Here is a 25307-nt window from a genome sequence, read left to right as displayed (position 1 = left end):
TGCTGCCATGGTTATTCGGCATATCTTTGGCGATAATGAATTTTTGTGCATTGTCTGATTCAGCTTTTGATATAAGAAGTAACTATGTTTGTTTTTCTAAGATTTCTTTCGTTAATCGTTTCGCGGTAGGTGTCACTGCAAGTCCGCCTTCTGCGGTTTCTTTGAAAATCGAAGGCATTTGTCTGCCCACTTGGTACATGGCAGCGACTACTTCATCAGGTGGGATCACGCTTTCGATGCCAGCTAAAGCCATATCAGCTGAGATGAATGCTTGTGACGAACCTAAAGCATTTCTTTTAACGCAAGGGACTTCGACGAGACCAGCTACAGGATCGCAGATCAAACCCATCATATTTTTAAGCGTGATTGCCACAGCTTGGGCGGCTTGGTGAGCTGTGCCGTTTTTCGCACAAACCAAGGCAGCGGAAGCCATCGCACTCGCCGATCCGATTTCTGCTTGACAACCACCTTCAGCCCCGCTGATCGATGCGTTGTTTGCAATGACCAAGCCAAAAGCGCCAGCTGTAAATAAGAAGTCGAGTTGTTGTTCATGGGTTAATTGCAAACGATCACGTACGGCCATCAAGACACCAGGGACAACTCCTGCGCTGCCCGCAGTAGGCGTTGCGCAGATCAATCCCATTTTGGCATTGACTTCGTTCACAGCAATCGCATTACGAACCGCGGTCAAGATTGTTTCGCCACTAAGGAAATCAGCGTGAGAAAGATAGTTGTCCATCTTTTTGGCATCGCCGCCAGTAATTCCTGTGACAGAAGTTACGCCGGCATTTCCTTCTGCGATAGATTGTTCCATCACGAGTAGATTCTTTTCCATGATCTTGATGATCTGCTCACGAGAACGACCGCTCATCTCCATCTCAACTGCGATCATCAATTCGGCAACGCTAGGGTAGTCTTGTGCTTGTTGGACTAATTCTTCAATTGATAAAAACATACCTCGTCTGCTCCTTTACTCGAAATAATTGACACTGTCAATATTTGGTAACTGTTTTAGTTTTTTTACGGTATCTTCTACTTGAGGATCGTCCACTTCCATGATCATAATGGCATTTTCGCCTTTTGACTCACGAGTAACTGTCATTGTACCGATATTGGTGTTGGTTTCTGAAAGAATATTGGTGACTTTAGCAATCATGCCAGGAACGTCTTGGTGGACGATGATCAAGGTCGGTGTTCCCATGCTTAATGAAATCTTGAAGCCGTTCAATTCAGAAATCTGGATGTTGCCCCCACCAATTGAGATACCTGTAACCGAAAGCTTTCGACTGCCTTTTTTCAACAACATTTTGACGGAATTAGGATGATCGGCTTTTTCACTTTTAGGTACGAATAATACTTCCATACCTGCTTCATGAGCCAACCTTAACGAATCTGCTAAACGAGAATCATCAGGTTCCATGCCTAATAATCCTCCAACTAAGGCAATATCAGTACCATGTCCACGATAGGTTTTGGCAAAAGACTCATATAGGTAGATGTCAACAGAATCTGGTTGATCACCAAAAATACTACGGACGATCTTTCCGATTCTTGCTGCTCCAGCGGTATGCGAACTGCTCGGTCCAATCATGACAGGACCAATAATATCGAATACACTTCTGTATTTTAGATCTTTCATTATTTCACCTCATTAGAATAGAAGAACTTATTTATTATATATATTATGTATTAGGTTCATACAGGCGTAAGTTTAGCATAAATAAGCGATTTATAAAGAGATTTCTTCACGTTTTAACCAGATATTTAGCTTTTTTTTGGATAAAGGTGAAAATAATCAGAAAAAATTGTTGAAAAAAAAGAATAATTTGCTATACTGTATCAGTGTGCATTCGTTATGTACATGATATGTCAATTGATTTTAAGATCAACTGACAATACGTGGGAGGAGAAATATGCATCTCCAATTAACCACATCACGGACTTAAGGAGGTATGTCTCGTGGCAAAGAAAGTAGAAAAAATCGTTAAATTGCAAATTCCTGCAGGTAAAGCAACTCCAGCTCCCCCAGTAGGTCCTGCACTAGGTCAAGCGGGTATCAATATCATGGGATTCACAAAAGAATTCAATGCTCGTACAGCTGATCAAGCAGGTTTGATCATTCCAGTTGTGATTTCTGTATACGAAGACCGTTCATTCACATTCGTTACAAAAACACCACCAGCTGCAGTATTATTGAAAAAAGCAGCGAAAATCGAAAAAGGTTCAGGCGAACCAAACAAAAATAAAGTTGCTAAAGTTTCTAGCGATCAAGTAAAAGAAATCGCTGAATTAAAAATGGAAGACCTAAACGCAGCTAACGTTGAAGCAGCAATGCGCATGGTTGAAGGAACTGCACGAAGCATGGGGATCACTGTAGAATAATCTGCACCCTAAGAAAGTAGCTTCTCAGTTGGCCCTGTATTGAAAGGTATAGGACACGTGGGAGGTACAACCGTTATAACCACAATCAAGGAGGAACCAAAATGGCTAAAAAGAGCAAAAAAATGCAAGAAGCATTGAAAAAAGTGGATTCAAATAAAGTTTATTCTGTCGCTGAAGCAGTAGCATTAGCGAAAGAAACAAACATTGCAAAATTTGATGCAACAGTTGAAGTTGCATACCGTCTAAACGTAGACCCTAAAAAAGCAGACCAACAAATTCGTGGAGCTGTTGTATTACCAAACGGAACTGGTAAAACACAAACTGTTTTAGTATTTGCTAAAGGAGACAAAGCAAAAGAAGCTGAAGCAGCTGGTGCAGACTTCGTTGGTGACGACGACATGGTTCAAAAAATCCAAAACGGATGGTTTGACTTTGACGTAGTTGTTGCAACACCTGACATGATGGCTACTGTTGGTCGTCTAGGACGTGTATTAGGACCTAAAGGCTTAATGCCAAACCCTAAAACTGGTACTGTAACAATGGACGTAACAAAAGCAATCAACGAAGTAAAAGCTGGTAAAGTAACTTACCGCGTTGACAAAGCTGGAAACATCCACGTACCAATCGGTAAAGTTTCTTTCGACAACGAAAAATTAGTTGAAAACTTTGCTGCGATCCATGATGTATTAGTGAAAGCTAAACCATCTGCAGCTAAAGGTCAATACATGAAAAACATTACTGTAACAACAACATTTGGACCTGGTATCCATGTAGACCAAGCTTCTTTCTAATCCAACGATTAGGACGTTGATTGATCCAACTGAAAAATAATTCTTGACTCAACTAGTTTAGCGTGCTAAGCTAGTTGAGGTTAATAATTAACTTGTACCGAAGACAGTAGGTGGCTTAGCCTTAATTTCCTACCGAGGACGTTTATTGAATATATTCAATAGTCCCTCTATGTCTACGGTGGCATAGAGTTTTTTGTTGTGAATCACTAAGAACGAAGTGATTAGATGATGAACAATACTCGTTGAGTTGAGCGAAAGGAGTTTCCTTTCGAGCGCAAGCGAGTAGAATCACTAAGAACGCAGTGATTAGATGAGGCACAAACGATTCAGTCGTAAAAAACTCTTCCATCAAAATTCAGGAGGTGAAACTCAAAAATGAGTGAAGCAATTATCGCAAAAAAAGCAGCAATCGTTGACGAAGTAAGTGCAAAATTTACAGAAGCAGCTTCTGTAGTCGTAGTTGACTACCGTGGATTAACTGTTGATGAAGTAACACGCTTACGTAAACAACTTCGTGAAGCTAACGTTGAAATGAAAGTTATCAAAAACTCAATCCTTTCACGTGCAGCTAAAAAAGCCGGCCTAGACGGCATGGACGAAGTTTTCACTGGCCCTACAGCCGTTGCATTCAGTAACGAAGATGTAGTAGCACCAGCGAAAATCATGGACGAATTTGCTAAAGATGCAAAAGCATTAGAAATCAAAGGCGGTATCATCGAAGGTAAAGTATCTACATTGGAAGAAATCACAGCATTGGCAAAATTGCCAAACCGCGAAGGACTTCTATCTATGTTGCTATCTGTACTACAAGCGCCAGTCCGCAACGTGGCTTACGCTGTCAAAGCAGTCGCAGACAAAGAAGATGGAGATGCAGCTTAATTGCCGCATAGCATAAACAATAAATAAAAAAAGAACATTTAAAATGGAGGAAACAAAAATGGCATTGAACATTGAAAACATCGTTGCTGAGTTAAAAGAAGCAACTATCCTAGAACTTAACGACCTAGTTAAAGCTATTGAAGAAGAATTTGGCGTATCTGCTGCTGCTCCTGTAGCTGCAGTTGCTGCTGGTGGCGGTGCTGCTGCTGAAGAACAAACTGAATTCACTGTAGAATTAACTGCAGCTGGAGACCAAAAAGTTAAAGTTATCAAAGCAGTTCGTGAAGCAACTGGCTTAGGCTTGAAAGAAGCTAAAGCTGTAGTTGATGGCGCTCCTGCACCAGTTAAAGAAGGCGTTTCTAAAGAAGAAGCTGAAGAATTAAAAGCTAAACTTGAAGAAGTTGGCGCTTCTGTAACAGTTAAATAATTTTATCGATTTTTGATTGGCTAAAAACCTTATTGATTAAGGTTTTTAGCCTTTTTTTGTTTCTTGAAATGCGCTGTGTTTCTAGTATAACTCGTGGCAACACAAGTAAAAACGTAAAAACCATTTGATCATGAGTAGTAGCAGAAAAGAAAGATGTTCATCAAGTCTATTGCTAAAACTTATTCGTGATTAGATATAGTTGGCGATAGATGATAGTAGCTAAAAGGAATTTGGGTACGTGTATAATCTTCTCGTAACTCAACTATTATCCAGAAGCGTTCTGGTAGTGTTTTTGTATAAAAAAACGACTCAAAATGAGTCGTTTTAACAGATTATTGTAATAGATCATTAATTTCTTTAAATTCTTTATCAAGTTCTTTTTCATCATATTTTTCGTATTTATCAGCTTCATGAAGAATTTTTTTGATTTCATGAATCGCCTTACGTTCAACTAACCATTTTTTTAGGTTGTGTTTTTTTTCTGGATTTTCAGATAACGTATCAAGTTCATTTAATTCTTTATCCAGTTTATTGACTGTAGCAACAATTTTGTCTAAAGCTTTTTCTTCTTTGTGTTCTAAATCTGACATTTATCTTCACGTCCTTTTTATTTGATAATTTAAGTATAGGACGTTGCCATAAATTCTTCCAAATAAAACCCTTATATATGCTTATTTGCATAATAGAGAAGAACATAATAAAAGTATATCATACTATATGTGAACAGCTTGTATGAACTAATGCTTATTGACGAAGTTAAAAATCATTCAACAAAATATTTTTGTCATTATATACAAAATAATCAATTTCATAACCGTCCATACACGTACCTTTATTATGATAACAAGTTTGTTGCCGCGATTTCTCATTTACATACTCAAAAATAAATTAGTGGTAACAACCTGTACCTTTAGCTCAGTTAGATAGAGTATTTAGCTCATAATAGAAGATGTGTAGGTTCGAGTTCTAGAGTATACAAAAAAACCTTTCATTAGAGTTATTCTCTATCTAATGATGGGCATAATATTCAGATTAAAATATATTAAACCTAAATTATATCTCGAATTTTTATATTGTCAATTCTTTTGAAATACTTTTGATTTATCTAGACTATTGAGCATAATTATATTGGAAAGGTTGAAATAGCAACATTTTTTAAAGAAGAATACTTTTGAAATACTTTTGAAATGCTTTTGAATTAAGATCAGGGGGTGTAAAAAATTAAGTTTATTGAATTGAAAGATGAAATCTTCACAGAACCAAAAGAAAATTTCCAACTTGAGTTTAAAAAGTCTCAAACTAAACTATCGAATGATGTATGGTCAACTTATAGTGCGTTTGCAAATACTAATGGCGGAATTATAATTTTAGGTATAGAAGAGCTAGTATCTAAAAAAGAATACCAAGTAGTTGGAGTCGACAACCCAGAAAAAGTTATTACGGAATTTTGGAATTGTATCCATGATAAACAAAAAGTTAGTGTTAATTTACTTACTAATGAAGATGTTCAAACATTCAAAGTATCAGGTAAATCTATTATAGAAATAAATGTACCCAAAGCACCGTATGAAAGAAGACCAGTTTATATAAACAACAACAAAAGTAAAACATATATTAGAACAGACGATGGTGATCGTATTGCAGATGATGCACAATTTAAATATCTAATCGTAGACTCGCAGAATGATATTGATAGTGAGCTGTTGCAAAACTATGACATAGACGATTTAAATCTTGAAACAGTGAACGAATATAGAAATCTACTTTATAAAAATACGAATAATTCTAAATATTTTGAGCTTAGTCATGAAGAATTATTAAAGAATATTGGAGTATTAAAAAAAGATAGACAAGATTCTAAGTCGCCATATAGACTAACAATAGGCGGATTATTATTTTTGGGCAAATATAATTCTATAACTGATAGATTTAAAAAATTTCAATTAGATTATTTTAAAAAACAAAGCTTTTTAGATACTGACTGGCGAGATAGGGTATCAAGTGGAGATATGAATTATCCTGAGATGAACTTGTTTTCGTTCTACAATTTAGTTATTCAAAAATTAGAACTCAGTGTGCCTGATTCCTATAGACAAGAAGAAAATATGACGAGAGGGTCCTATAGAACAGACTTATTACTTGCATTAAAAGAAGCATTAGTAAATACATTAATGCATGCTTATTATGTCTCTGATAAAGTAATTAAAATAATCAATTGTGATGATTACGTAAGTTTCTACAACCCGGGAGAAATGAAAGTTTCTAAAGATGAATTTATAAATGGAAGTTTTTCTGTAACAAGAAATTCGATTATCTCAACGTTATTTAGAAGAGTTGGAATTGCTGAAAAAGGAGGATCAGGAGGACCTAGAATTTTTGAGGTAGCTACAAAGAACAGCTTGCGTACTCCAGAAGTTGATACCAATTTTGATTCTACTGAAGTCAGGATATGGAAAATAAATATGTTAGAAAGTTTAAGTGGTCTGAACGAAGTAGAAACTAGCATAATTAAATATGCCATGGAAAAACCTGCTTTTAAAATTAAAGATATAGTAAATTCTACAAGCTATAAAGATCACACTGTTAGAAAAAATGTAAATAACTTAGTTGAAAAGGAGATGCTACAAAAGATAGGTAATGGTAAAGCCACCATGTTTGTTTTAAGCTCTTCTGAGGAAACTGGGGTGATGACGTTTAAAAGATTACTGAAAGAAATAGAAGTTGGTTTTATGAAGAGTAAGTAGATAAAAGTAAAATCTCCCTCAATGACACTTGTGAGATATTTTCCGTTTTTCAATTAATGTTCTGAATAATTTTTTATACTAAAATCACCGCGCAAACCAACTCCTAACTAAATGCCATTCCCATCCACCTTCGGGTGGTATTTTTTATAGCAGATATAAATAAAACGAATAAAAAAACTTTTTTTTATAGATTATAATTATATTGTGTTACATGATGTTAATCTGTTCTGCATTTACATAATCTTCTATCCAACTTGTTGGACAAAAGGCTTGTCGTTGTAACCCTCAATTAATATCGCCAGATCTTTTGTGTTTTCTGCCACTTTTTTCTAAGTTGCTTGAAAGAGTAGCCTTTACATAAATAATTTAACAAAGAAGGTATAGTTATGTATTATGTAGAAGTCCAAACGCGAGGAGTAAAAAATAAACAGTATGTTAAAACGGTACGCCATAATTATCCATTGTTAGGATCATGGGAAGAGGCTGAACCATTTTCAAAAGAATGTGCATTGCAAATAAAGTCAATATTAGAACAAGAACTAACTTGTGGAAAAGCAAATGTCACTATCATAGAAAAGTAAAAATGATTGAAACTTTAACCAGGCAAAGTAATAGAAGGACAACACGTGCTTAATTTCATAAAGCTTATCAGTGAGAAAGTGTGGATAGATAGACTTTAAAAATATATGTAAGAAGGGATAGGCATGACATATGAAGTTAAAGTCAGTAAAGAAATTCTGAATATATTTTCTGAGAATCAATCAAAAAGGTATCAAGAAATAATCTTATATAAAGTGAATGAGTATTTGACACACAACTTTTATCGAATCAAACTTGTTGATACACCTGTAAAACCATCGATTTATGAAATGAAAATCCGTTTAGGAAAAGAAAATTTTCGAATTGCTTTTATAATAGAGGATAAGGAGGTACAAGTTTTTTATATTAGTCGAACGTTAAAAAAAGAATTATTTGATAAAGAAGTAAACAGATTTGTTCATCGATTCAATAAAAAACACAGAATTACTAAGTCTATGAAGAAAGTAGAGGCATAGTAAAATGAACATGATTTGTAAAAAGCAATTAAAGCAATTTTTGAAAAGAGAATTTAAATCGAAGGATTGTTTTAAGTTAAAAATTCTTACGTTCAAAAAAGATCGCTATTTACTTATCAGTTATGATCAAGAACGATATACAATAGTTGAAGATGGATTCGAAAAGAGTAAGTATCAGTTCGACTTTTCAGATGAAGCAATAAAAGCAGTGATGAAAATGGCAAATATTGAATTTAAACGTAGCTATAGACTTTATGTACAATAAATCCTCTGATAGTAAAGTCTGGTGAATCGAAAAAATCCTCTTACGATGTAGAAACAAATAGGAAATATTAATGAAAAATTAGAAAGCCAGATATTAAAGCCACCAAGGTAAACTAAAAGCAGTGAATTATTGCAAAGTAAAAGTAATTAAATCTTTTCTATTCATTATTATGCACCGAAGCCTTTGATATGAGTGGTTTCGGTATTTTTTGAGCGAATTGTTTTGCCTTCAGCAAGTTTAGAATAATAGTGATAGAAAGTCTGGTATTTTAAGTATCACGTTTGTTCTGTTTCCTCATCTAATGATACACTAACAGTGAGTAAGTCTGATGAGAGGAAGAAGTCGCTATGAAAAAGCAATATATACGTAATACATTGATTGGTTTAGGATTACTGCTGATTTTGTTTGTTGGCTATCAACTTTATTTAGAGTATCGACCAGATATCCACTTATTGCTAGATCCACAGGCAAGCCGCAAAGAATGGATGCGAGAAATTCGTTCACACGGAGTATCTGCGGCGTTTATTTTGACGCTGTTGATCAGTTTGATGTGTGCGGTGCCAGGTATTCCTACTTCTGTGATCGGTGTGGTCGTCGGCCTAAGTTATGGTCCATTTCTAGGAACAGTTATCAATGTAACAGGCAATGCACTTGGAAATATCTTATCGATCATTTTGATGCAACATTTATCCTTTATGGATCATAGTAAAAAAGAGAATCGTTGGGTCAAAGCAATACGTCGGATGAAGCATCCAAAAATAGGAGTCATGATCGGCTATATGGTACCGGTGATTCCGTCTTCTGTCGTGAACTTTGCCGCAACCTCCTTAAATCTTTCGGTTCGTGAGTTATTATTATCGATCCTTATCGGCGTAGTGCCATCTTCCCTTTTATATGCGTGTGGCGGAGAAGCATTGTTTCATGGGGAACATATAAAAGCACTTGTTTTGGTCGCTAGTGTGTTAGTTTTAACAGTATTGGTGGTCATTATCTATCGTGATCGAAGAAAACATTTAGTTAAATAACCTTATTTATTTTATTTGAGCCTCCCTGTTTTCAATTATTCTAAGAAGTTGTAAACTAAGAAAGGAAATGGGGGAATCCGATGGAAATGAATAAGCAAACACCGCTTTCGAAATCATTGATTTTATTATTAGCGATCACCTGTGGGGTCGTCGTCGCAAATATGTATTATATCCAACCAATTGGCACAAAAGTAGCGGCAAATTTATCAGTCAATACGAGTGCTGTGGGTTTGTTGACGATGCTGACTCAATTAGGCTATGCATTAGGATTATTATTTTTAGTTCCATTAGGGGATGTTGTCGATCGACCTAAATTGATCATTCGCATGGCGGGATTATCTGCACTATCCTTATTAGCAGCCTTTTTTGCACCAAACTTTGCTTTATTTGCAGTTGCTTCTTTCTTGATTGGTCTACTATCGATCGTTCCGCAAATCATTATTCCTTACGGCGCCGTACTTGCAGGACCAGCAGCGCGAGGAAAAACCATGGGGATCTTATTGAGTGGTTTACTAATGGGCATCTTGCTCTCTCGAACTGTTTCAGGACTTCTTGCTAGTTGGTTTTCTTGGCGTAGTGTTTACCTATTTGCCCTTTGCCTAGTTGGAGCGCTAACTGTGCTACTCTATTTAAAATTACCGAGAACACAAGGAACGTTGGAAAAAGAGTCAACAGTCTCTTATCTTGCCTCACTAAAAAGTTTACCGAAACTCGTCAAAGAGCAACGATTGTTGCGTGAAGCTGCAATCAATGGCTTTTTTATGTTTGGAACGTTTTCGCTTTTTTGGTCAACGCTGATCTTTTATATCAGTAGTCCAGCTTATGGATGGGGAACTTTTGAAGCAGGGATCTTGGCAATCTTTGGTTTGTCGGGAGCAGTAGCTGCACCGATCGTTGGTCGCTTGGCGGATACTTATTCGGAAAGACGAATCGTTGGTATGGGCTTAGTGATGCAGACAATTAGTTTTCTCGCTTTGTTTGTTGCGGGTGACTATGTTGCCGTCCTATTAGTTGCAATCATTTTATTAGATGTTGGGAACCAGTTCGGGCAAGTAGCGAATCAAAGCAGAGTACAAGGGCTTGGCGAAGCAACAAGTAATCGCAACAACACGATTTTTATGTTTATGTACTTTATCGGTGGAGCAACAGGCTCTTTATTAGGCTCAGTGATGTGGCAGCATTATGGTTGGGTAGGTGTGACTGTTACGGGACTGATTTTCCAATTGTGCGCGTTTTTCTTTCAAGCAATTATTTATCCTGATAAAAGAAAATAAGATAGAATAAATTAATTAACTATATAAATTTCGTATACCAACTAAAGGAGAGGATAGGTTCTTTTTAGTTGGTATATTTTGTTATAGCATAATTATGGATTTAGATGTTGGTTATCAAGAAAAAATTGCATTCTATTTTAATAAATGGTATTTTTATTAAAATAGAGTGAAGGAGAAGTGGTGAAAATGAGCTATAAACCATTAAAAATTACTTTTTATGAAAATAGAAACGAATTTGAGGAAGAGTATAACTCTAGATTTAACTTTTTTTCTACTTTTAAGACTGGACTTAAAATTCATCCTTTTGATCGAGAGCAACGTATCACAACAGAAAGTTATGAACTATTTTACATACCATTATTAGAACATGAAAACTTAAAAGAAAGAATTCAAAAAAATTCATCAGAAATTGAAAGATACATTAGTATGCTTCCGCCGATTATCCAGAGAAACATCTTTAATTCGCAAATCATTGATGAAATAAAATCAACAAACGATATTGAAGGTATACAAAGTACAAGAAAAGAAATCGGAACAGCAATAAAGAAAAGAAATAGTGATGAAATAGTTAGATTTAAAGGAATAGTAAATATGTACATGAACTTGGGTGAGTCTGAGTTTGAGGAGATTCACGATATTGTGAAAATACGAAATATATATGATGAATTATTTCGTAAAGATATTCCAGAAGAGGATCAACCAGATGGACAGCTATTCAGAAAGGAAGTAGTCTATATAGGTTCTGAGAACAAACGAGTTCATCAAGGTAATCCTAACGAGGAAACAATCATAAGAGATTTAAATAATCTCGTTTTATTTATGAACAGAAAAGATATTCCTTTTTTATTAAAATGCGTGATTACCCATTACTATTTTGAATATATCCATCCTTTTTACGATGGAAATGGTCGGATGGGGAGATTTTTAATTTCAAATTATCTTTCTAGAAAATTAGATTTTTTAACTGGGATCACAATTTCAAATGCAATCACACATGACAAAAAAGCTTATGGAAAGTTATTCGAAGAAGTTTCAAATCCGAGAAATAAAGCGGATTTGACTCTGTTTGTACAAAATATGTATCAATTGATTATTGATGGACAAACTAAGGTGATTGAAGAGCTACAGATAGCAAAAGCCAAACTAGATAATGCAATTAATAATCTTAAAAAATTGGATCTGAAAGACAAAGATATGGTTGAAGTATTATTTGTATTGATTCAAGGTCATTTATATAATGAGGTAAATGAATATATTACGGACATTGAATTGAGAAAACACCTTAATATATCTTATCCTAAATTAAAACAAATCAATCAATATTTGATCGCTAAAAAGCTCATTGTACAGATTAAAAAGAAACCCTCAATCCATATCCTTTCAACAGAATTTCAAGAGAGGCTAGAGTCATTTTCATAAGAACAAAATTTTGTGACATGTTTTATTTACCTATTATTTATTTTCAAATTTGTAGGTGATCGTTTTGGTAAACGGAATAATGATAGTTAAACCTTAATAAATGATTTTTTTATATTTGGTCTATACAGATATTGTCATTTTGAAATAAAGGTGCTATAATTGGGCTATACCAAAACAAAAGGAGTAATCGTTATGGAAATCATTCGTGTGAAAAATGCTGAAGAAGGCGGAAAAAAAGCTTTTGAGATAATTAAAAATGGAATGGAAAATGGTGCGAAAGTTCTAGGTTTAGCAACAGGGAGTACGCCAATCACTTTATATAAAGAAATGACTTCAAGCGACATGGATTTCAGTAACATGACTTCTGTTAACTTGGATGAGTATGTTGGACTAGGTGGCTCAGATGATCAAAGCTACCGCCATTTTATGAATGTTGAATTATTCGACAAGAAACCATTTAAAGAAACATTCGTACCTGATGGAAAAGCAGCTGATTTAGATCAAGCTTGTCAATCCTACGACCAAATCATTGAAGAACATCCAATCGATATCCAAATTTTAGGGATCGGTCAAAACGGTCACATCGGTTTTAATGAGCCTGGTGCTCCATTTGATGGAAAAACAAGTGTTGTCGATTTAACTGAATCAACAATCAATGCCAATAAACGTTTCTTTGATAAAGTGGAAGACGTCCCAACGAAAGCAGTTTCTATGGGAATCGGCTCAATTCTAAACGGTAAAAAAATCGTCTTGATGGCTTATGGCGAAAGTAAAGCAGAAGCAATCAAAGGAATGATCAACGGACCTGTTACCACAGATATGCCAGCAAGTGCTTTGCAAAATCATGATGACGTGATAGTCATTGTTGATGAAGCAGCAGCAAGCAAATTATAATAGAAAAGGTTTCAGTCACTGGAGATCATCTGGTTTTTATCAGATGATCTGGCACAGTGGCTTTTTTTTAGGTCATAAAAAATAGTTATATTTTGTTTGTTTTTTTTAGTCGTGCTATATTTGATAAGAGGGGGGGATATTCATGGAGGATATGGTTTTATCCATACCAGAAATTATTATACGATTGAGTATCGCATTGCTTTTTGGCGGAGCAATTGGTTTTGAGCGACAATATAAAAACCGTCCAGCAGGGATGCGTACACATATTTTGGTTTGTATGGGGGCTTGTATTATTGCCTTGATCCAAGTGGAAATTGCTAGTGGTGCGTTGAGAAATGCATTAGAGTATCCTGAATTAGTTGGGACCCTCCGTTCAGATGAAGCTCGCTTGATTGCACAAGTTGTCAGTGGCGTCGGCTTTTTAGGAGCAGGTACGATCATTGTTACGAAACAATCAGTGACTGGGTTAACGACCGCAGCATCACTTTGGGCAATCGCAGGATTGGGTATTGCAATCGGAATGGGTTTTTATGCCATTGCACTCACTAGTTTCGTCGGTATTGTGTTTGCATTGACTGTAGTGAAGCGCATCATCCATGTACCAACAACAAAAAAATTAGTGATCCAATTTATTCATCGAAAAGAAACCAAGGATTTCTTGAATGATTATTTTGAAAAAAGAAACATTACGATCGAGGATGTCAATTTTGATGTAAAATTTGTGGATGATTACCGTATTTATAAAAACGTGTATACGATCGATTTACCAAAAGGATTGACGTATGCAGAAGTGATCGAAGAATTATCCACGTATAAAAATATTACTAACTTACATCTGGTTAGTTTATCTACCTGAGTAACCACTTTTTTTAAATAACAAGAAATAAAAGAAAAAATAGCGCTTTACCGATGAATAAATGATAAAATAAGAGTATCTGTAAGCATGAAATTTGGAGGATATCTATGTATTCAAGGTTCAAAGAGTCAAAATTGTTATTTTGGACAGTGGAATTAGTCTTAACGATTATTGGCGTTTTCTTTATTTTACGTATGCCAAATGTGTTTCACCCGATTTTGAGAATGGCATCTGCAATCATTATGCCACTGATCATTGCTGGATTTTTCTATTACATGTTTAATCCAGTTGTCTTATTTTTAGAAAAACATCGAGTACCACGCGTGTTGGGCTATCTATTGACATTGATTGTCTTATTAGTGATCGTCTTTTTGACCATCATGAACATCTTGCCTCAATTGGTTGATCAAGCAGTGCAATTAACTAGAAGTATTCCTGCGTATGCAGACGAAACTAGTCGTTGGTTGACTGAGATCATGCAAAGAGAAGAGTTTCGTTCATTGAATCTAGAAGAACAGTTTGCGTCTGCCAACTTGTCGTTGAGCAACTTGTTCAATATCTTGTTGGTTAGTCTGACAGGGAGCGTTTCAAGAATTCTTTCTTTTATGATGCAATTCTTTATTTTATTGTTTACTGTCCCATTCATCTTATTATTTATGTTCAAAGATGGACATAAATTTATCGATGCGTTGTCGCCTTTCTTTCCTCAAGCAATTCGAGGAGAATTACGCCAAACGGTCAGAGAGTTGAATGAAACGTTATCTGCTTATATCAGTAGCACGATCGTGGATGCAGTGATCATTGGCGTGATGAGTTTTATTGCAATGACGATTTTCAAGCAGCCATATAGTTTGTTGCTGGCAGTCGTTTGCGGAGTGACGAATATCATACCGTACGTTGGCCCTTTTATTGGTGCAGTACCAGCTATTATTGTCGGACTGTTTATTTCGCCATTTCAAGCACTCTACATGGCGTTATCCATTCTTGTTATCCAACAATTGGATGGCAATGTGATCAAGCCATTACTCTTCGGAAAAACAATGAACATTCATCCACTAACGATCATTTTAGTATTGATCGGTGCAGGAAGTGTTGCTGGGATCATGGGAATGTTAATCTGTATCCCTGTGTATGCGGTGATCAAAACATTAGTATTGAATATTCGTAAGATTTATTTATTGCGGAAGTTTGAACAAGTTCCAGCAGAAGAACAACCCAAGAAAATTGAATTAGAACATGAATAACTGTCAACGAAAAGAGACGAGGGTCATCAGATGATGACCCTCGTCTTTGTTTAGTTATCATTATCAAACACTTTGCTCAACTTTCGGTTCTATGAGAAAATCTAAAGAGTGGATCTCGACACCTTCTGTTTCGAAGATCACCACTTCATTTGCCCCTTGGTTAAGGAAATCTTTTGGACAATAAAGTGAATAGATGGGGCCACGATTCCAATAACGCCCTAAGTTGATCCCATTGACAAAAACAACACCTTTTCCATATGCGGAACAATCAATATACGTATCTACAGGTTCTGTTACATCAAATGATACCTGGTAAAACGAAGGGTGAGCTGGATTTTTGCCAGCTTGATAATCGATCAGCTGAAGTTGCTCGGCTGATAGTGGCAAAGGATAATGTAGATAGCCTTGATGGAAATGGATATCTTGCATGATTCCGCCACGAATCCCTTTTGTTTGGGTCGGGTTATTCAATTTTGAGCCATAATTGACTCTTCCATGATTTTCTACTAATACATCTAATTGGATTTCTTCGCTTTCTGTCTTTCCTTGGATCATGAACTCTTCACCGATCGTTGTTTGGTCTTGCGTCAATTGATAGGTTTCGTCCACATAAACGGAAACTCGATCACTTGCTTCGATGATCCGAACTTTGTTTTCATGGTAATAGTTTTTCAGCACTAAGGAATATAAGACATAGCCATATCCATTGCTGACTTGTTCCATCGTCATAGGATATGCGGTAGGTACCGCTTTTGCTAGTGTTTCTTTTGTATTTAGTAAAGAAACGCTAGTATCAATTGGGTAACTCCCAAGAGAGTCTAATTGTTTTGTACGTGGTTCTGCTTGCCATACGTCGGGGCAAACTTCTTTGATTGCTTGTTGGACAGCATAATATTTTTCTGTAGGTTCACCAGCTTCAGTGAGCAACGCATCGTAGTCATAGCTTGTCAATTGCGGTAAGTCGGTATTTCCACGAGCAGAACAGCCATTATAAAAACCAAAATTGGTGCCTCCATGGAACATGTACAGATTCAAAGAACCAACTTTTAACATATCTTTGACTTCATTCGCTAGGTCTTGAGCATCTCGTTTGATGATCGGCTCGCCCCAGCGATTGAACCAACCATCCCAATATTCCATACACATCAAGGGCCATTTTTTCCCATGCTTCTCAAAAAAGGCTTGCAAGACCGCACTATTCTCTTTAGAATGACTACCAAAATTACCAGTGACGAATACATCATCTTCAATCAGCGTTCCAGCATCCAATACTTCATTCCAAGCACCATCAGAAGTAAATAGAGGAACAGTGATTCCGGCATTCTCTAGTAGTTGCTTCGTTTCACGTAGATACGCTTTTTCCATTCCATAAGAACCATATTCATTCTCGATTTGGATCATGATAACAGGGCCACCGTTTGAAATCTGCAAAGGTAGGATCTTAGGCAGTAAGGCATCATAGTATTTTTTGACTTTTGTCATAAATCGTTCATCCGTCGAACGCAAACGAATACCTGGTTCTTTTAATAACCAAGCGGGTAGACCGCCAAACTCCCATTCTGCACAAATGTATACAGAAGGACGTAGGATCACCATTAGTCCGAGTTGTTGAGCAAGTGCAACAAAAGCAGTGAAATCATTCATTCTTTCGAAGTTGAATTCGCCTTCTTTGGGTTCATGGATATTCCAAGGAATATAGGTTTCGACAGTATTTGCGCCCAATGCTTTCAAGTTATATAAGCTATCTTCCCATTGTGATTGAGGAAGACGAAAATAGTGAATGGCGCCACTGATCAATTTGATCGGTTGCCCATCTAAAAGAAAGTCTTCTTTTATTTCAAAAGTTTGCATGTTGGTTTCTCCTTACCAATATTTTTTCCACGAGGGTTTTGCTAAACGCATCAGAGCTTCTAGGTAGAAATAATCGCCCCAAAGATTAGGTTCATCGATTCCTTTACCTTCTGCATGGGCATATACCCCATGTAGTAGTAGACCTTCATTATCAGGTTCGGACAAGGATGTGTAATGTTCGCCTAATTGGTAGAGCATTCCTTTCGCTAATTCTTCAGACTGAGGATACGCTTCCATTTTTGCGGCTTCTAATAATCCACAGGCGGTGATCGCTAAGGCTGAACTATCTTTGTCCGAAGGGTGTTCATCTGTGAAATCAAAATCCCAATAAGGAACAAGGTCTTCTGGTAAATGTGTCAAAAAGACATCAACGATTGCTTCATAATTTGTAGGTAAAGACGAAGATCTTAAATAACTTTCATTTAAAGGAATCCCAAGAACAGCCCAACTTTGTCCACGTGCCCAAATCGACGCATCGCTATTTCCCTGATGTGTGGCACCGTGAGTTGGTGTACCAGTTGAAGGATCAAAATAATACGTATGGAAAGTTGTTGCGTTTTCTCTAACAACGGTACGTAACACTGTTTCGTAATGTTTCTTTGCTACTTCTCGGTAATGATCATTACCTGAAATCTCAGAAGCTTGGAATAATAAAGGTAAGTTGATCAATGAATCGATGATCAAGCGATATTCTTTAGGATCGCCGTATGCGCCCCAAGCTTGAATGAATTGTCCTTTTTCTTGGAAACGTGCAAGTAAGACATCTGCGGCTTGAAGCAATTCTTCTTTGCATAATAAGCTGTTGGTCAAACGATAGCCTGCACCAGCAGATAAACTATATAAGAAACCAATATCATGATGATCTAATACGTGATGTGTGGTTAAACGCTCTTTGAAACTATGGATATTTTCCATGGCGCGTACGAGAAATTTCTCTTTGCCAGTCCATTCATAAGCCAACCATAACATGCCAGTCCAAAAGCCATTCGTCCAGTCATCATTAGGTTTGATCCGATAGATCCCATTTGTTGCGCAAGCCGACGGAAAATCTAGACCGTAGCGTGTCATATTATGTTCGATTTTTTTGCAACACCAATCAATTTGTTTCGCTAGCCAGGCGCTATCGACAGACTTGCTTATGGAAATAAGGGAATCTTTTGTTTGTTGTAATCCCATCATACCACTCCTCTTAATTTGTTAACATATTAACTTTAAACTAGTATAACCTAAATAATCAGAAAAAGCGAATGGCAAAATAAAAAAACAGAAAAATCGGAAAATAAATAACCTTATTTATTTTTTAAGTAGGTAACTCTGATCATGGATAGATATATATAGTTAAGAAGGAATCCACAAAACGTTCAAAGAACGGTCTGATGGATTCCTTCTGGTTTTGCTTATTTAATTCAATGGATGCGAAATTACGGCTATTACCGTTCTACTTATTCTGCTTCTACTTCGATTTTTGTTTTGAAATATTTCCAGTGTTTGTAACTGATGATATATTCGGCTACGCTACGGTCAGCTAGGAAAGAATGCTTGACTTGTTTGACGACTGGTTCGCGAAAGCTTAACTTTAACAAGTTCAATAATTCTGGATCATCGGGAAAGACGATTTCATTCGTCTCAACAGATGAAAGAGAGAAGAGGTCGATCCCAAAATCTTTTCTCACTCTCTCGTAGATACTGGAGTATTGAGATAAGTCTTTACTAATAGGTTCCTTGACCAAACGTTTTGGCAGATGAGTGATATGCACAAGGAAAGGGATATCCTCAAAATACCGCACTCGTTTGATGCGATAATAAGAACCATTTTTCGGTAGTCCAAGTTCTTCTAAAATGTCAGGTTCTTGCGCTTCTTCTATCGAAACGACCTTGACCTTTTCTTTATCTAATGAATGTAATTCGATATCAGAGAATTTGACTGATTGAGAGACTTTTGATTTAGAAACAAAGGTACCTTTTCCTTGGACGCGATAGAGATAGCCAGCGGTTGTAAGTTCGTTCAATGCTTTAACGGCTGTGATCGAGCTTACAGAATATTTTTTCTTGATATCTGCTTCTGAGTAAAACTTATCTCCAGGAACAAATAAATGATTTTTGATTTCAGCTAATAATTCTTGCTTAATTTGTTCATATTTGGGAATCACCACATGAGACCTCCTTTTTTGCGGTATTCAATTAATCTTACCATAACATGTTAACTTGTTTGTGGCAATGGATTAATTTTGGAACTAAATTTTTTAAGAAAAAAATATAATATGTTAAGATGTTAGGTTTACGTTTGAGTTGATATGTGATATAGTGTACGTAATCAATAGCTAACATGTTAAGTAGCTTAGATGTTTATTTAAGGGGGAAGAGAGATGAGAAATATCTTATTGGTCAGTCATGGTAGCATGGCCGATGGAGTCAAAGCCAGTTTAGAGATGATTGTTGGCGTGCAAGAACATGTTCATACACTTTCTTTAAGACCAGATGGCGATAATTTGCAATTTGAACATGAATTAACTGAGAAAATGAAAGCCCTTAACGGTTCGACCTTGATTATTGCAGATCTGCTAGGTGGGACACCATGCAACACAGCGCTAAAAAATTACTTAGAAGATGAAGAAGTTACAATTATTGCGGGGATGTCTTTACCTTTAGTCATGGAAGCGACCCTTAATCCACAAGCAACGATCGAGGCGTTGATCGATTTGGCACGCGGGGGTATCGTAGATGTCAAAAACAAGATGATCGCAACGGAAGCGGAAGAAACGCAAGTGGCAGAGGAAGATCTAGCACAATATAAGGAATTTAAAGGCAAAGCGAATATTGTCAATGTACGGATTGATGAACGCTTGATTCATGGGCAAGTGGCAGGAATTTGGTCCACAAGTTTGAATACACAACGGATCATCGTGATCAATGATGAGGCGGCAATGGATTCTTTACAAAAATCTTCATTAAGAATGGCAGCGCCTACATCTATGCGGCTATCCGTTTTAACTGTTGCTGCGGCGGCAAAAAATGTTCAATCTGGAAAATATGGCAAGCAACGTATTTTTTTACTTTTTAAAAATCCAACAGATGTCTTGCGGTATTTAGAAGCGGGCGGTGAGCTGGCTGCAATCAATGTAGGAAACATGAGTCACAAAGAAGGTGCGAGAGAAATCACGAAAAGCATCAAAGTCATGAAAGAAGAAGAAGCAGTGTTTGAAGCGATCGCAGCTAAAGACATAAAAGTGACCGCTCAATTGGTACCAAATGATCCAGTCGTCGATTTTATGGAAAAACTAAGAAAGTGATTTAGGAGGAAATAATCATGCAACATTTAGCCATGTATCAAATTATTCTTATTACAGTTTATGCTTTTATTGCAATCAATGATTCACTTATTTCAAATACGTTGACACAACCAGCCATTGCGGGAATGATCTCCGGGATGATCATGGGAGATTTAGAAACTGGCTTGATGGTAGGGGGAACCCTTCAATTGATGCGTTTAGGGATTGCGGCTTTTGGGGGCGCATCTGTACCCGACTTCTTTACTGGCGCTGTATTAGGAACGGCGTTTGCTGTCATTTCTGGTAAAGGCGCGGAATATGGGATCGGTCTAGCTGTACCAGTATCATTACTGATGCTACAGCTTGATGTCGTTGCTCGCTTCTGTAATGTCTTTTTGCTACACCGTGTAGATCGTGCGATTGAAGATATGCGTATCAACAGTATCCCACGGTTAGTATTATCTGGTTCATTCCTATGGGGGCTTTCTCGAGCAATCCCGATCTTATTGATGTTACTAGTCGGAGATGCGGCAGTCTCAACAATCACAGAAAATACACCTGAATGGTTGATGAATGGATTACGTACAGCAGGTGGCGTACTACCAGTTGTCGGTGTGGCCATCCTTTTACATTATTTACCAGCAAAACAGTATATTCCTTACTTACTTTTAGGTTTCTTCTTATCAGCATATCTACAAGTACCAATGCTTGGGATTTCAATCGTTGGTGTTATTGCTGCATTGTTAGTATTCAAACGAGATAACGAAAAAGAAGCAACTGCTCAAACAGTGACAACCACTGGAACACTTGAAGGAGGTTTTGATGGCGATGAGTAATCAAAAGTTAACGAAAAAAGAATTGAATGTCATCAGTTGGCGCTATATCCTTGGTAGCCAATTGAATTGGAACTATGAGCGTATGATGAGTACCGGTTATCTCTATGGTATTTTACCTGTACTGAAAAAATTCTATGGGGAAGACAAATCACAATTACAAGATATGATGAATACCCACAATCAATTTTTCAATACGAATGCGATTTTTGGGAACTTGATCATGGGGATCGATGTGGCAATTGAAGAAGAAGATGGTTACAAAGCAAAAGATACGATCGTCGCGTTGAAAACAGCGTTGATGGGTTCATTGGCAGGGGTAGGCGATTCATTATTCCATGTCATCTGGGGAACGATTTTTGGTTCAATCGCGGGTACATTAGCACAAAGCGGATCAGTCGTTGGCTGTGTGATCTGGATCATTGCCAATATCGCTTTACTTTTTGGACGAGCAGCATTATTACCACTTGGCTATAAGCAAGGAGTTAAATTAGTTACGACTCTGAAAAATAAACTAACAGCATTCACCAACGCAGCAACTGTTTTAGGGATCACAGTTATTGGTGCCTTGATTCCGTCAGTTATCAAAGCAACGGTTCCTTTCGTTTACAAACAAAATGGGGTGGAGTTAGTTGTTCAAGATACATTAGATGCGATCTTACCTTCATTAGTACCGGTTTTATTAGTCTTATTGACTTACTGGATGTTAGGTCAGAAGAAATTGAATTCAACTCGCGTGATCTGGATCATTTTGATTCTTTCGATTGCATTAAGTGCTGCCGGGATCTTAGCTTAAATGATTCATAAAAAATGAATGAAGTGATCGCAAGGTCGTGATCCGATCTGCAAGAAAGAATCGTTCGAAATAAGAATGCGCCTTTCTTGCAGATTTTTTTAGTTCAAAAAATATCTATAATCAAAAAGGAGAACAAAATGAAGCGTTGGTCAACAAAATTAGTGGTGACATTAGGGTGTAGTTTATTCGTTGGTATTGGGTTAGGGTACAGTCAACAAGTAGGTGCAGAAGGAACACAGACTGACATGCAAAAAAATACGACATCAGGAAACTATGAGTCAGATTTTTCGCAGCATTTGGGTACTTGGCAAGACATTGTTGGAAAAGCAGATAAATATACCAACGAGAATGGGTTACAGATCGCAAACCAGAAAATCAATCAACAATTTGAGTCTGTGTCGTTATTATTAGATGCAGGTGTCCGTAGCTCAGGTGATCTAGAATACACGTTTCTATATGAGGGACAGACCAATTTTGGACTAGTTTTTCGAGGAAACGATCAGACGACATCGAACTGGCAATCGTTTGCCTATATGCGCGATGGTGAATGGCAATTGGGGCAACCTGGGGGAAAGTGGTTGACAGCCATCAAAGGCCCTACACTGATTTCAGGACAAACCTATAAATTGTTACTAAGATATGAAGGAACATCGTTCCAAGCATATTTGAACGACCGTTTGTTGTATGAAAATCAAGAAGTTCTTTATTCTGATGGGACAACGATCAATGGGGACTGGTCAGGTTATTCAGGGATTCGGTTATTTGGGAATGAGAGTAAATTAACGATTTATTCCATGCGTAGTGGAGCGGTCAATAGTCTACAAGTGGAAGAACCGACAGAAGAATTTCAAACAATGAAAGAAAACTGGAAAGATCAACTTGTGTCAACAACGACCGATTTAGCTAATCCAGCGATTGCCAATTATGTAAACGCTCTTTCTAACGAAGCAGAAAAACTTTACGAGACAATGAATCAAGATCCTGACCGCACTTATCTATGGCCATTAGAATCTGGAAATACCGCTTCGGCAGATTTAACCACGCAATTTACAAAGTTGCAAAAACTAGCGTTAGCATACGGAACGAATGGGACAAGTTTTTATCAAGATGAAGTCATCAGTCAAGCGATTCAAAGTGGGTTAGATTTTATGATCACAAAAAAAGGCTATGATGGAACAAAGTATCATGGCAATTGGTGGGATTGGCAAATCGGAGTAGCTCAAAAATTTGTGGCGATTTTGATGGTACTGGATGAAGACGTGCCAGAGGAGAAACTTCAAGAGTATACGACTGTGTTGAGTAAATATGTACCCGATCCATTTAAACAACTCTACACAAAATCACAAGGAACTTTTGTCGCGCTTGATTTTATACCAAATTTTTCAACGACTGGTGCGAATCGCACAGATTTAGCGCAAACTGTCTTAGGACTAGGGCTCTTACAAAATGATCCAGCGAAAGTGACACAAGCAGTTGAGAGTATCACAGATGTCTTTAAATTGGTGACCCATGGCGATGGATTTTATCAAGATGGTTCATTTATCCAGCATGAAACGATCCCTTATACAGGCTCTTATGGGAATGTACTAGTCAAAGGCGTAGGCCAAATTTTATCGATCGTCAAAGAATCTCGCTATACGTTGACAGCTGATCAAATAAAGTCCTTTGTTGATAACGTACAATCGGCATTTATCCCATTAGTGTATCAAGGTGAAATGTTGCCTTTAGTCAATGGACGCTCCATTTCTCGAACGCCCGCTGCGACAAAAACGGGTTACGGATCAACAACGATGTATAATTTAATGATCGTGGCGAAATTTGCACCTGAAACACAGCAAAAAGCATTAAAGGAAGCAGTGAAATATTGGATGCTGTCTAATCCTGACTATTATTTGACAAATACGAGAGATTACAATGATTTGATGATGACAACGGAGCTATTGGCTAATACCACGGTGATGGGTAAGCAACTACCGTTCATCGGAACAAAGATGTACCATGCAATGGATCGATTTGTCCAACGAACAGAGAATTACCATTTAGGATTAAGCATGTATTCGAAGCGAATCTCTTCATTTGAAGCAGGAAATCTGGAAAATCAACGAGGCTGGCACACGTCTGACGGGATGATTTATCTTTACAATGATGACCAAGTCCAATTCGGTTCGAGTTATTGGCCAACAGTCGATCCTTATCGTTTACCTGGTACGACCATCGATACGGTACCTTTAGCAGATGAAGTTTCAGCATTTACTACAGTGACTTCAAATGAAACATGGGTAGGCGGTGCCGCGGCTGGAGATCAAGGTGTGGTAGGAATGGCTCTTAACAAAGAAGGAACAAAGAATAATGGAACGCCCTTACCGATGAATGTTCAAGGGAAGAAGTCATGGTTTACATTGGATGGGCAAATCATTGCCTTAGGTGCCGGTATTACAGGAGATACAACTGCCTCAATTGAAACAATCGTTGATAATCGCTTATTAAATGATTCGTATACGTATCAAGTGCTTTCGGATAAAGGAATGATTGATCAGTCACAACAAACGAAGGAAGCCTCTTGGTTATTGTTAGAATCAGATCATCAACATGCGTCGATCGGTTATTATTTCCCACAGAAGGAAACAGTCGATGTGATCAGTGAGACACGTACAGGTACTTATCGAGAAATCAATGAAGCATTTCCTAGTGATACACCATATACAGGTGACTACCGCACCTTCTCAATCAATCATGGACAGCAACCAAAAGATGCAGAATATGCTTATGTGATGTTGCCCGGCAAGACTCAATCGGAATTAGCAGATTATGCAGCAAAACAGCCAGTTGCGATTTTGCAAAATACCAAAGAAATCCAAGCAGTCGAAGTGAAAATATCTGGTTATTTAGGCATCAATTTTTGGCAAGAACAAGGCGGAGAACTGGTAGGAATCAAAACGAATAAACCAATTTCTTTACTAAAACAAACGAAGGCAGAACAAACAGTTTATACAATTGCCAATCCAACGCAACAAACTGAACCAGTAACACTTCGTGTACCAAGTGATTTTACTGACGTGGCGTCTACGAGTGAGGGGATTGTCTATGATAGTCAAACCAATACGTTTACCATTGATTTCGGTCAATTTGAAAGCAAAGAGATTGTTGTCAAATAGATCTACCTTTCTAGGTCATAATTAAACACAGATCAATTGAAAAAAACAGAAGCTTCCCAATCGTTTTCGTATTGGAGGAGCTTCTGTTTTTTATAAAGTATGCTCTTTCTTAAACCCACTTGAGATCACCGATGTCTGCATAAGAAAA

General features: G+C 37.2%; 23 protein-coding genes and 1 other annotated feature. Of the genes, 17 read left to right on the top strand and 6 right to left on the bottom strand.

Going from position 1 to position 25307, the window contains the following annotated elements:
* Nucleotides 1-82: 82 nt before the first annotated feature.
* Both sdaAA and sdaAB read right to left on the bottom strand, forming a co-directional pair.
* Entirely contained in the window at nucleotides 83-955 is an 873-nt protein-coding gene (gene sdaAA, locus EM4838_RS12190; RefSeq protein WP_071866452.1) for an L-serine ammonia-lyase, iron-sulfur-dependent, subunit alpha, read from the bottom strand.
* Nucleotides 956-970: 15 nt separating this feature from the next.
* Nucleotides 971-1639, bottom strand: a complete 669-nt coding sequence (gene sdaAB / locus EM4838_RS12185) for an L-serine ammonia-lyase, iron-sulfur-dependent subunit beta (RefSeq protein ID WP_010734281.1) — start codon at nucleotides 1637-1639, stop codon at nucleotides 971-973.
* Nucleotides 1640-1959: 320 nt separating this feature from the next.
* Here sdaAB and rplK point away from each other — a divergent pair, with 320 nt between their 5' ends.
* From rplK to rplL, 4 genes are all read left to right on the top strand, one after another.
* Nucleotides 1960-2382, top strand: a complete 423-nt coding sequence (gene rplK / locus EM4838_RS12180; RefSeq protein ID WP_010734282.1) for a 50S ribosomal protein L11 — start codon at nucleotides 1960-1962, stop codon at nucleotides 2380-2382.
* A gap of 101 nt (nucleotides 2383-2483) precedes the next feature.
* Complete coding sequence (rplA, locus tag EM4838_RS12175; protein ID WP_071866451.1) at nucleotides 2484-3173, top strand: 50S ribosomal protein L1; 690 nt, start codon at nucleotides 2484-2486, stop codon at nucleotides 3171-3173.
* A 79-nt stretch (nucleotides 3174-3252) separates the two neighbouring features.
* Nucleotides 3253-3378: a sequence feature (ribosomal protein L10 leader region), on the top strand.
* 170 nt (nucleotides 3379-3548) lie between these two features.
* Nucleotides 3549-4052 carry a 50S ribosomal protein L10 gene (rplJ, locus tag EM4838_RS12170; protein ID WP_071866450.1) on the top strand — a complete coding sequence of 168 codons (504 nt, stop codon included), beginning with the start codon at nucleotides 3549-3551 and terminating at the stop codon, nucleotides 4050-4052.
* A gap of 58 nt (nucleotides 4053-4110) precedes the next feature.
* Complete coding sequence (rplL, locus tag EM4838_RS12165; RefSeq protein ID WP_010734285.1) at nucleotides 4111-4479, top strand: 50S ribosomal protein L7/L12; 369 nt, start codon at nucleotides 4111-4113, stop codon at nucleotides 4477-4479.
* A 332-nt stretch (nucleotides 4480-4811) separates the two neighbouring features.
* Here rplL and EM4838_RS12160 read toward each other — a convergent pair whose 3' ends face one another.
* Nucleotides 4812-5069, bottom strand: coding sequence for a hypothetical protein (locus EM4838_RS12160; RefSeq protein WP_010734286.1), 258 nt, complete (start codon nucleotides 5067-5069; stop codon nucleotides 4812-4814).
* Between the two features lie 645 nt (nucleotides 5070-5714).
* On the opposite strand from EM4838_RS12160, the gene EM4838_RS12155 reads away from it, so the two are divergent.
* From EM4838_RS12155 to EM4838_RS12110, 9 genes are all read left to right on the top strand, one after another.
* Nucleotides 5715-7223 carry an RNA-binding domain-containing protein gene (locus tag EM4838_RS12155; RefSeq protein WP_192923824.1) on the top strand — a complete coding sequence of 503 codons (1509 nt, stop codon included), beginning with the start codon at nucleotides 5715-5717 and terminating at the stop codon, nucleotides 7221-7223.
* A 386-nt stretch (nucleotides 7224-7609) separates the two neighbouring features.
* Nucleotides 7610-7804 carry a hypothetical protein gene (locus EM4838_RS12150; RefSeq protein ID WP_019722298.1) on the top strand — a complete coding sequence of 65 codons (195 nt, stop codon included), beginning with the start codon at nucleotides 7610-7612 and terminating at the stop codon, nucleotides 7802-7804.
* Between the two features lie 123 nt (nucleotides 7805-7927).
* Nucleotides 7928-8278 (top strand): hypothetical protein, encoded by a 351-nt coding sequence (locus EM4838_RS12145; RefSeq protein ID WP_071866449.1) that lies wholly within the window; start codon nucleotides 7928-7930, stop codon nucleotides 8276-8278.
* Between the two features lie 612 nt (nucleotides 8279-8890).
* Nucleotides 8891-9568 (top strand): TVP38/TMEM64 family protein, encoded by a 678-nt coding sequence (locus EM4838_RS12135; protein WP_071866447.1) that lies wholly within the window; start codon nucleotides 8891-8893, stop codon nucleotides 9566-9568.
* A gap of 80 nt (nucleotides 9569-9648) precedes the next feature.
* Complete coding sequence (locus EM4838_RS12130) at nucleotides 9649-10842, top strand: MFS transporter (protein WP_071866446.1); 1194 nt, start codon at nucleotides 9649-9651, stop codon at nucleotides 10840-10842.
* Nucleotides 10843-11028: 186 nt separating this feature from the next.
* Nucleotides 11029-12261, top strand: a complete 1233-nt coding sequence (locus EM4838_RS12125; RefSeq protein ID WP_071866445.1) for a Fic family protein — start codon at nucleotides 11029-11031, stop codon at nucleotides 12259-12261.
* 192 nt (nucleotides 12262-12453) lie between these two features.
* Nucleotides 12454-13155: a glucosamine-6-phosphate deaminase gene (gene nagB / locus EM4838_RS12120; protein WP_023520342.1), complete on the top strand. Its 702-nt coding sequence runs from the start codon at nucleotides 12454-12456 to the stop codon at nucleotides 13153-13155.
* A 142-nt stretch (nucleotides 13156-13297) separates the two neighbouring features.
* Nucleotides 13298-14011, top strand: a complete 714-nt coding sequence (locus EM4838_RS12115; protein ID WP_010734293.1) for an MgtC/SapB family protein — start codon at nucleotides 13298-13300, stop codon at nucleotides 14009-14011.
* A gap of 107 nt (nucleotides 14012-14118) precedes the next feature.
* Nucleotides 14119-15255 carry an AI-2E family transporter gene (locus EM4838_RS12110; protein ID WP_010734294.1) on the top strand — a complete coding sequence of 379 codons (1137 nt, stop codon included), beginning with the start codon at nucleotides 14119-14121 and terminating at the stop codon, nucleotides 15253-15255.
* A gap of 63 nt (nucleotides 15256-15318) precedes the next feature.
* Here the strand turns inward: EM4838_RS12110 and EM4838_RS12105 are convergent, their stop codons facing one another.
* The 3 genes from EM4838_RS12105 to EM4838_RS12095 form a co-directional block, all read right to left on the bottom strand.
* Complete coding sequence (locus tag EM4838_RS12105) at nucleotides 15319-17106, bottom strand: glycoside hydrolase family 35 protein (protein WP_071866444.1); 1788 nt, start codon at nucleotides 17104-17106, stop codon at nucleotides 15319-15321.
* Nucleotides 17107-17118: 12 nt separating this feature from the next.
* Nucleotides 17119-18282 carry a glycoside hydrolase family 88 protein gene (locus EM4838_RS12100; RefSeq protein WP_071866443.1) on the bottom strand — a complete coding sequence of 388 codons (1164 nt, stop codon included), beginning with the start codon at nucleotides 18280-18282 and terminating at the stop codon, nucleotides 17119-17121.
* 266 nt (nucleotides 18283-18548) lie between these two features.
* Nucleotides 18549-19256, bottom strand: a complete 708-nt coding sequence (locus tag EM4838_RS12095; RefSeq protein WP_029593931.1) for a GntR family transcriptional regulator — start codon at nucleotides 19254-19256, stop codon at nucleotides 18549-18551.
* 216 nt (nucleotides 19257-19472) lie between these two features.
* On the opposite strand from EM4838_RS12095, the gene EM4838_RS12090 reads away from it, so the two are divergent.
* The 4 genes from EM4838_RS12090 (at nucleotide 19473) to EM4838_RS12075 (ending at nucleotide 25159) form a co-directional block, all read left to right on the top strand.
* Entirely contained in the window at nucleotides 19473-20396 is a 924-nt protein-coding gene (locus EM4838_RS12090) for a PTS sugar transporter subunit IIAB (RefSeq protein WP_081367413.1), read from the top strand.
* A gap of 17 nt (nucleotides 20397-20413) precedes the next feature.
* The gene (locus tag EM4838_RS12085; protein ID WP_010734299.1) at nucleotides 20414-21211 is read left to right on the top strand and encodes a PTS mannose/fructose/sorbose/N-acetylgalactosamine transporter subunit IIC; all 798 of its coding nucleotides are present in this window, start codon (nucleotides 20414-20416) and stop codon (nucleotides 21209-21211) included.
* A complete protein-coding gene (locus tag EM4838_RS12080) occupies nucleotides 21204-22004 on the top strand; it encodes a PTS system mannose/fructose/sorbose family transporter subunit IID (protein ID WP_029593929.1) in 801 nt (266 codons plus the stop codon). The genes EM4838_RS12085 and EM4838_RS12080 overlap by 8 nt, the downstream gene beginning before the upstream one ends.
* A gap of 137 nt (nucleotides 22005-22141) precedes the next feature.
* Nucleotides 22142-25159: a polysaccharide lyase 8 family protein gene (locus EM4838_RS12075; protein ID WP_071866442.1), complete on the top strand. Its 3018-nt coding sequence runs from the start codon at nucleotides 22142-22144 to the stop codon at nucleotides 25157-25159.
* Nucleotides 25160-25307: the final 148 nt, after the last annotated feature.

Origin of the sequence: Enterococcus mundtii (genome assembly GCF_002813755.1) — a bacterium.
Taxonomy (GTDB): domain Bacteria; phylum Bacillota; class Bacilli; order Lactobacillales; family Enterococcaceae; genus Enterococcus_B; species Enterococcus_B mundtii.
The sequence above is the reverse complement of the archived record's forward strand: the minus strand, read 5'-3'. Positions and strand labels throughout refer to the sequence as shown.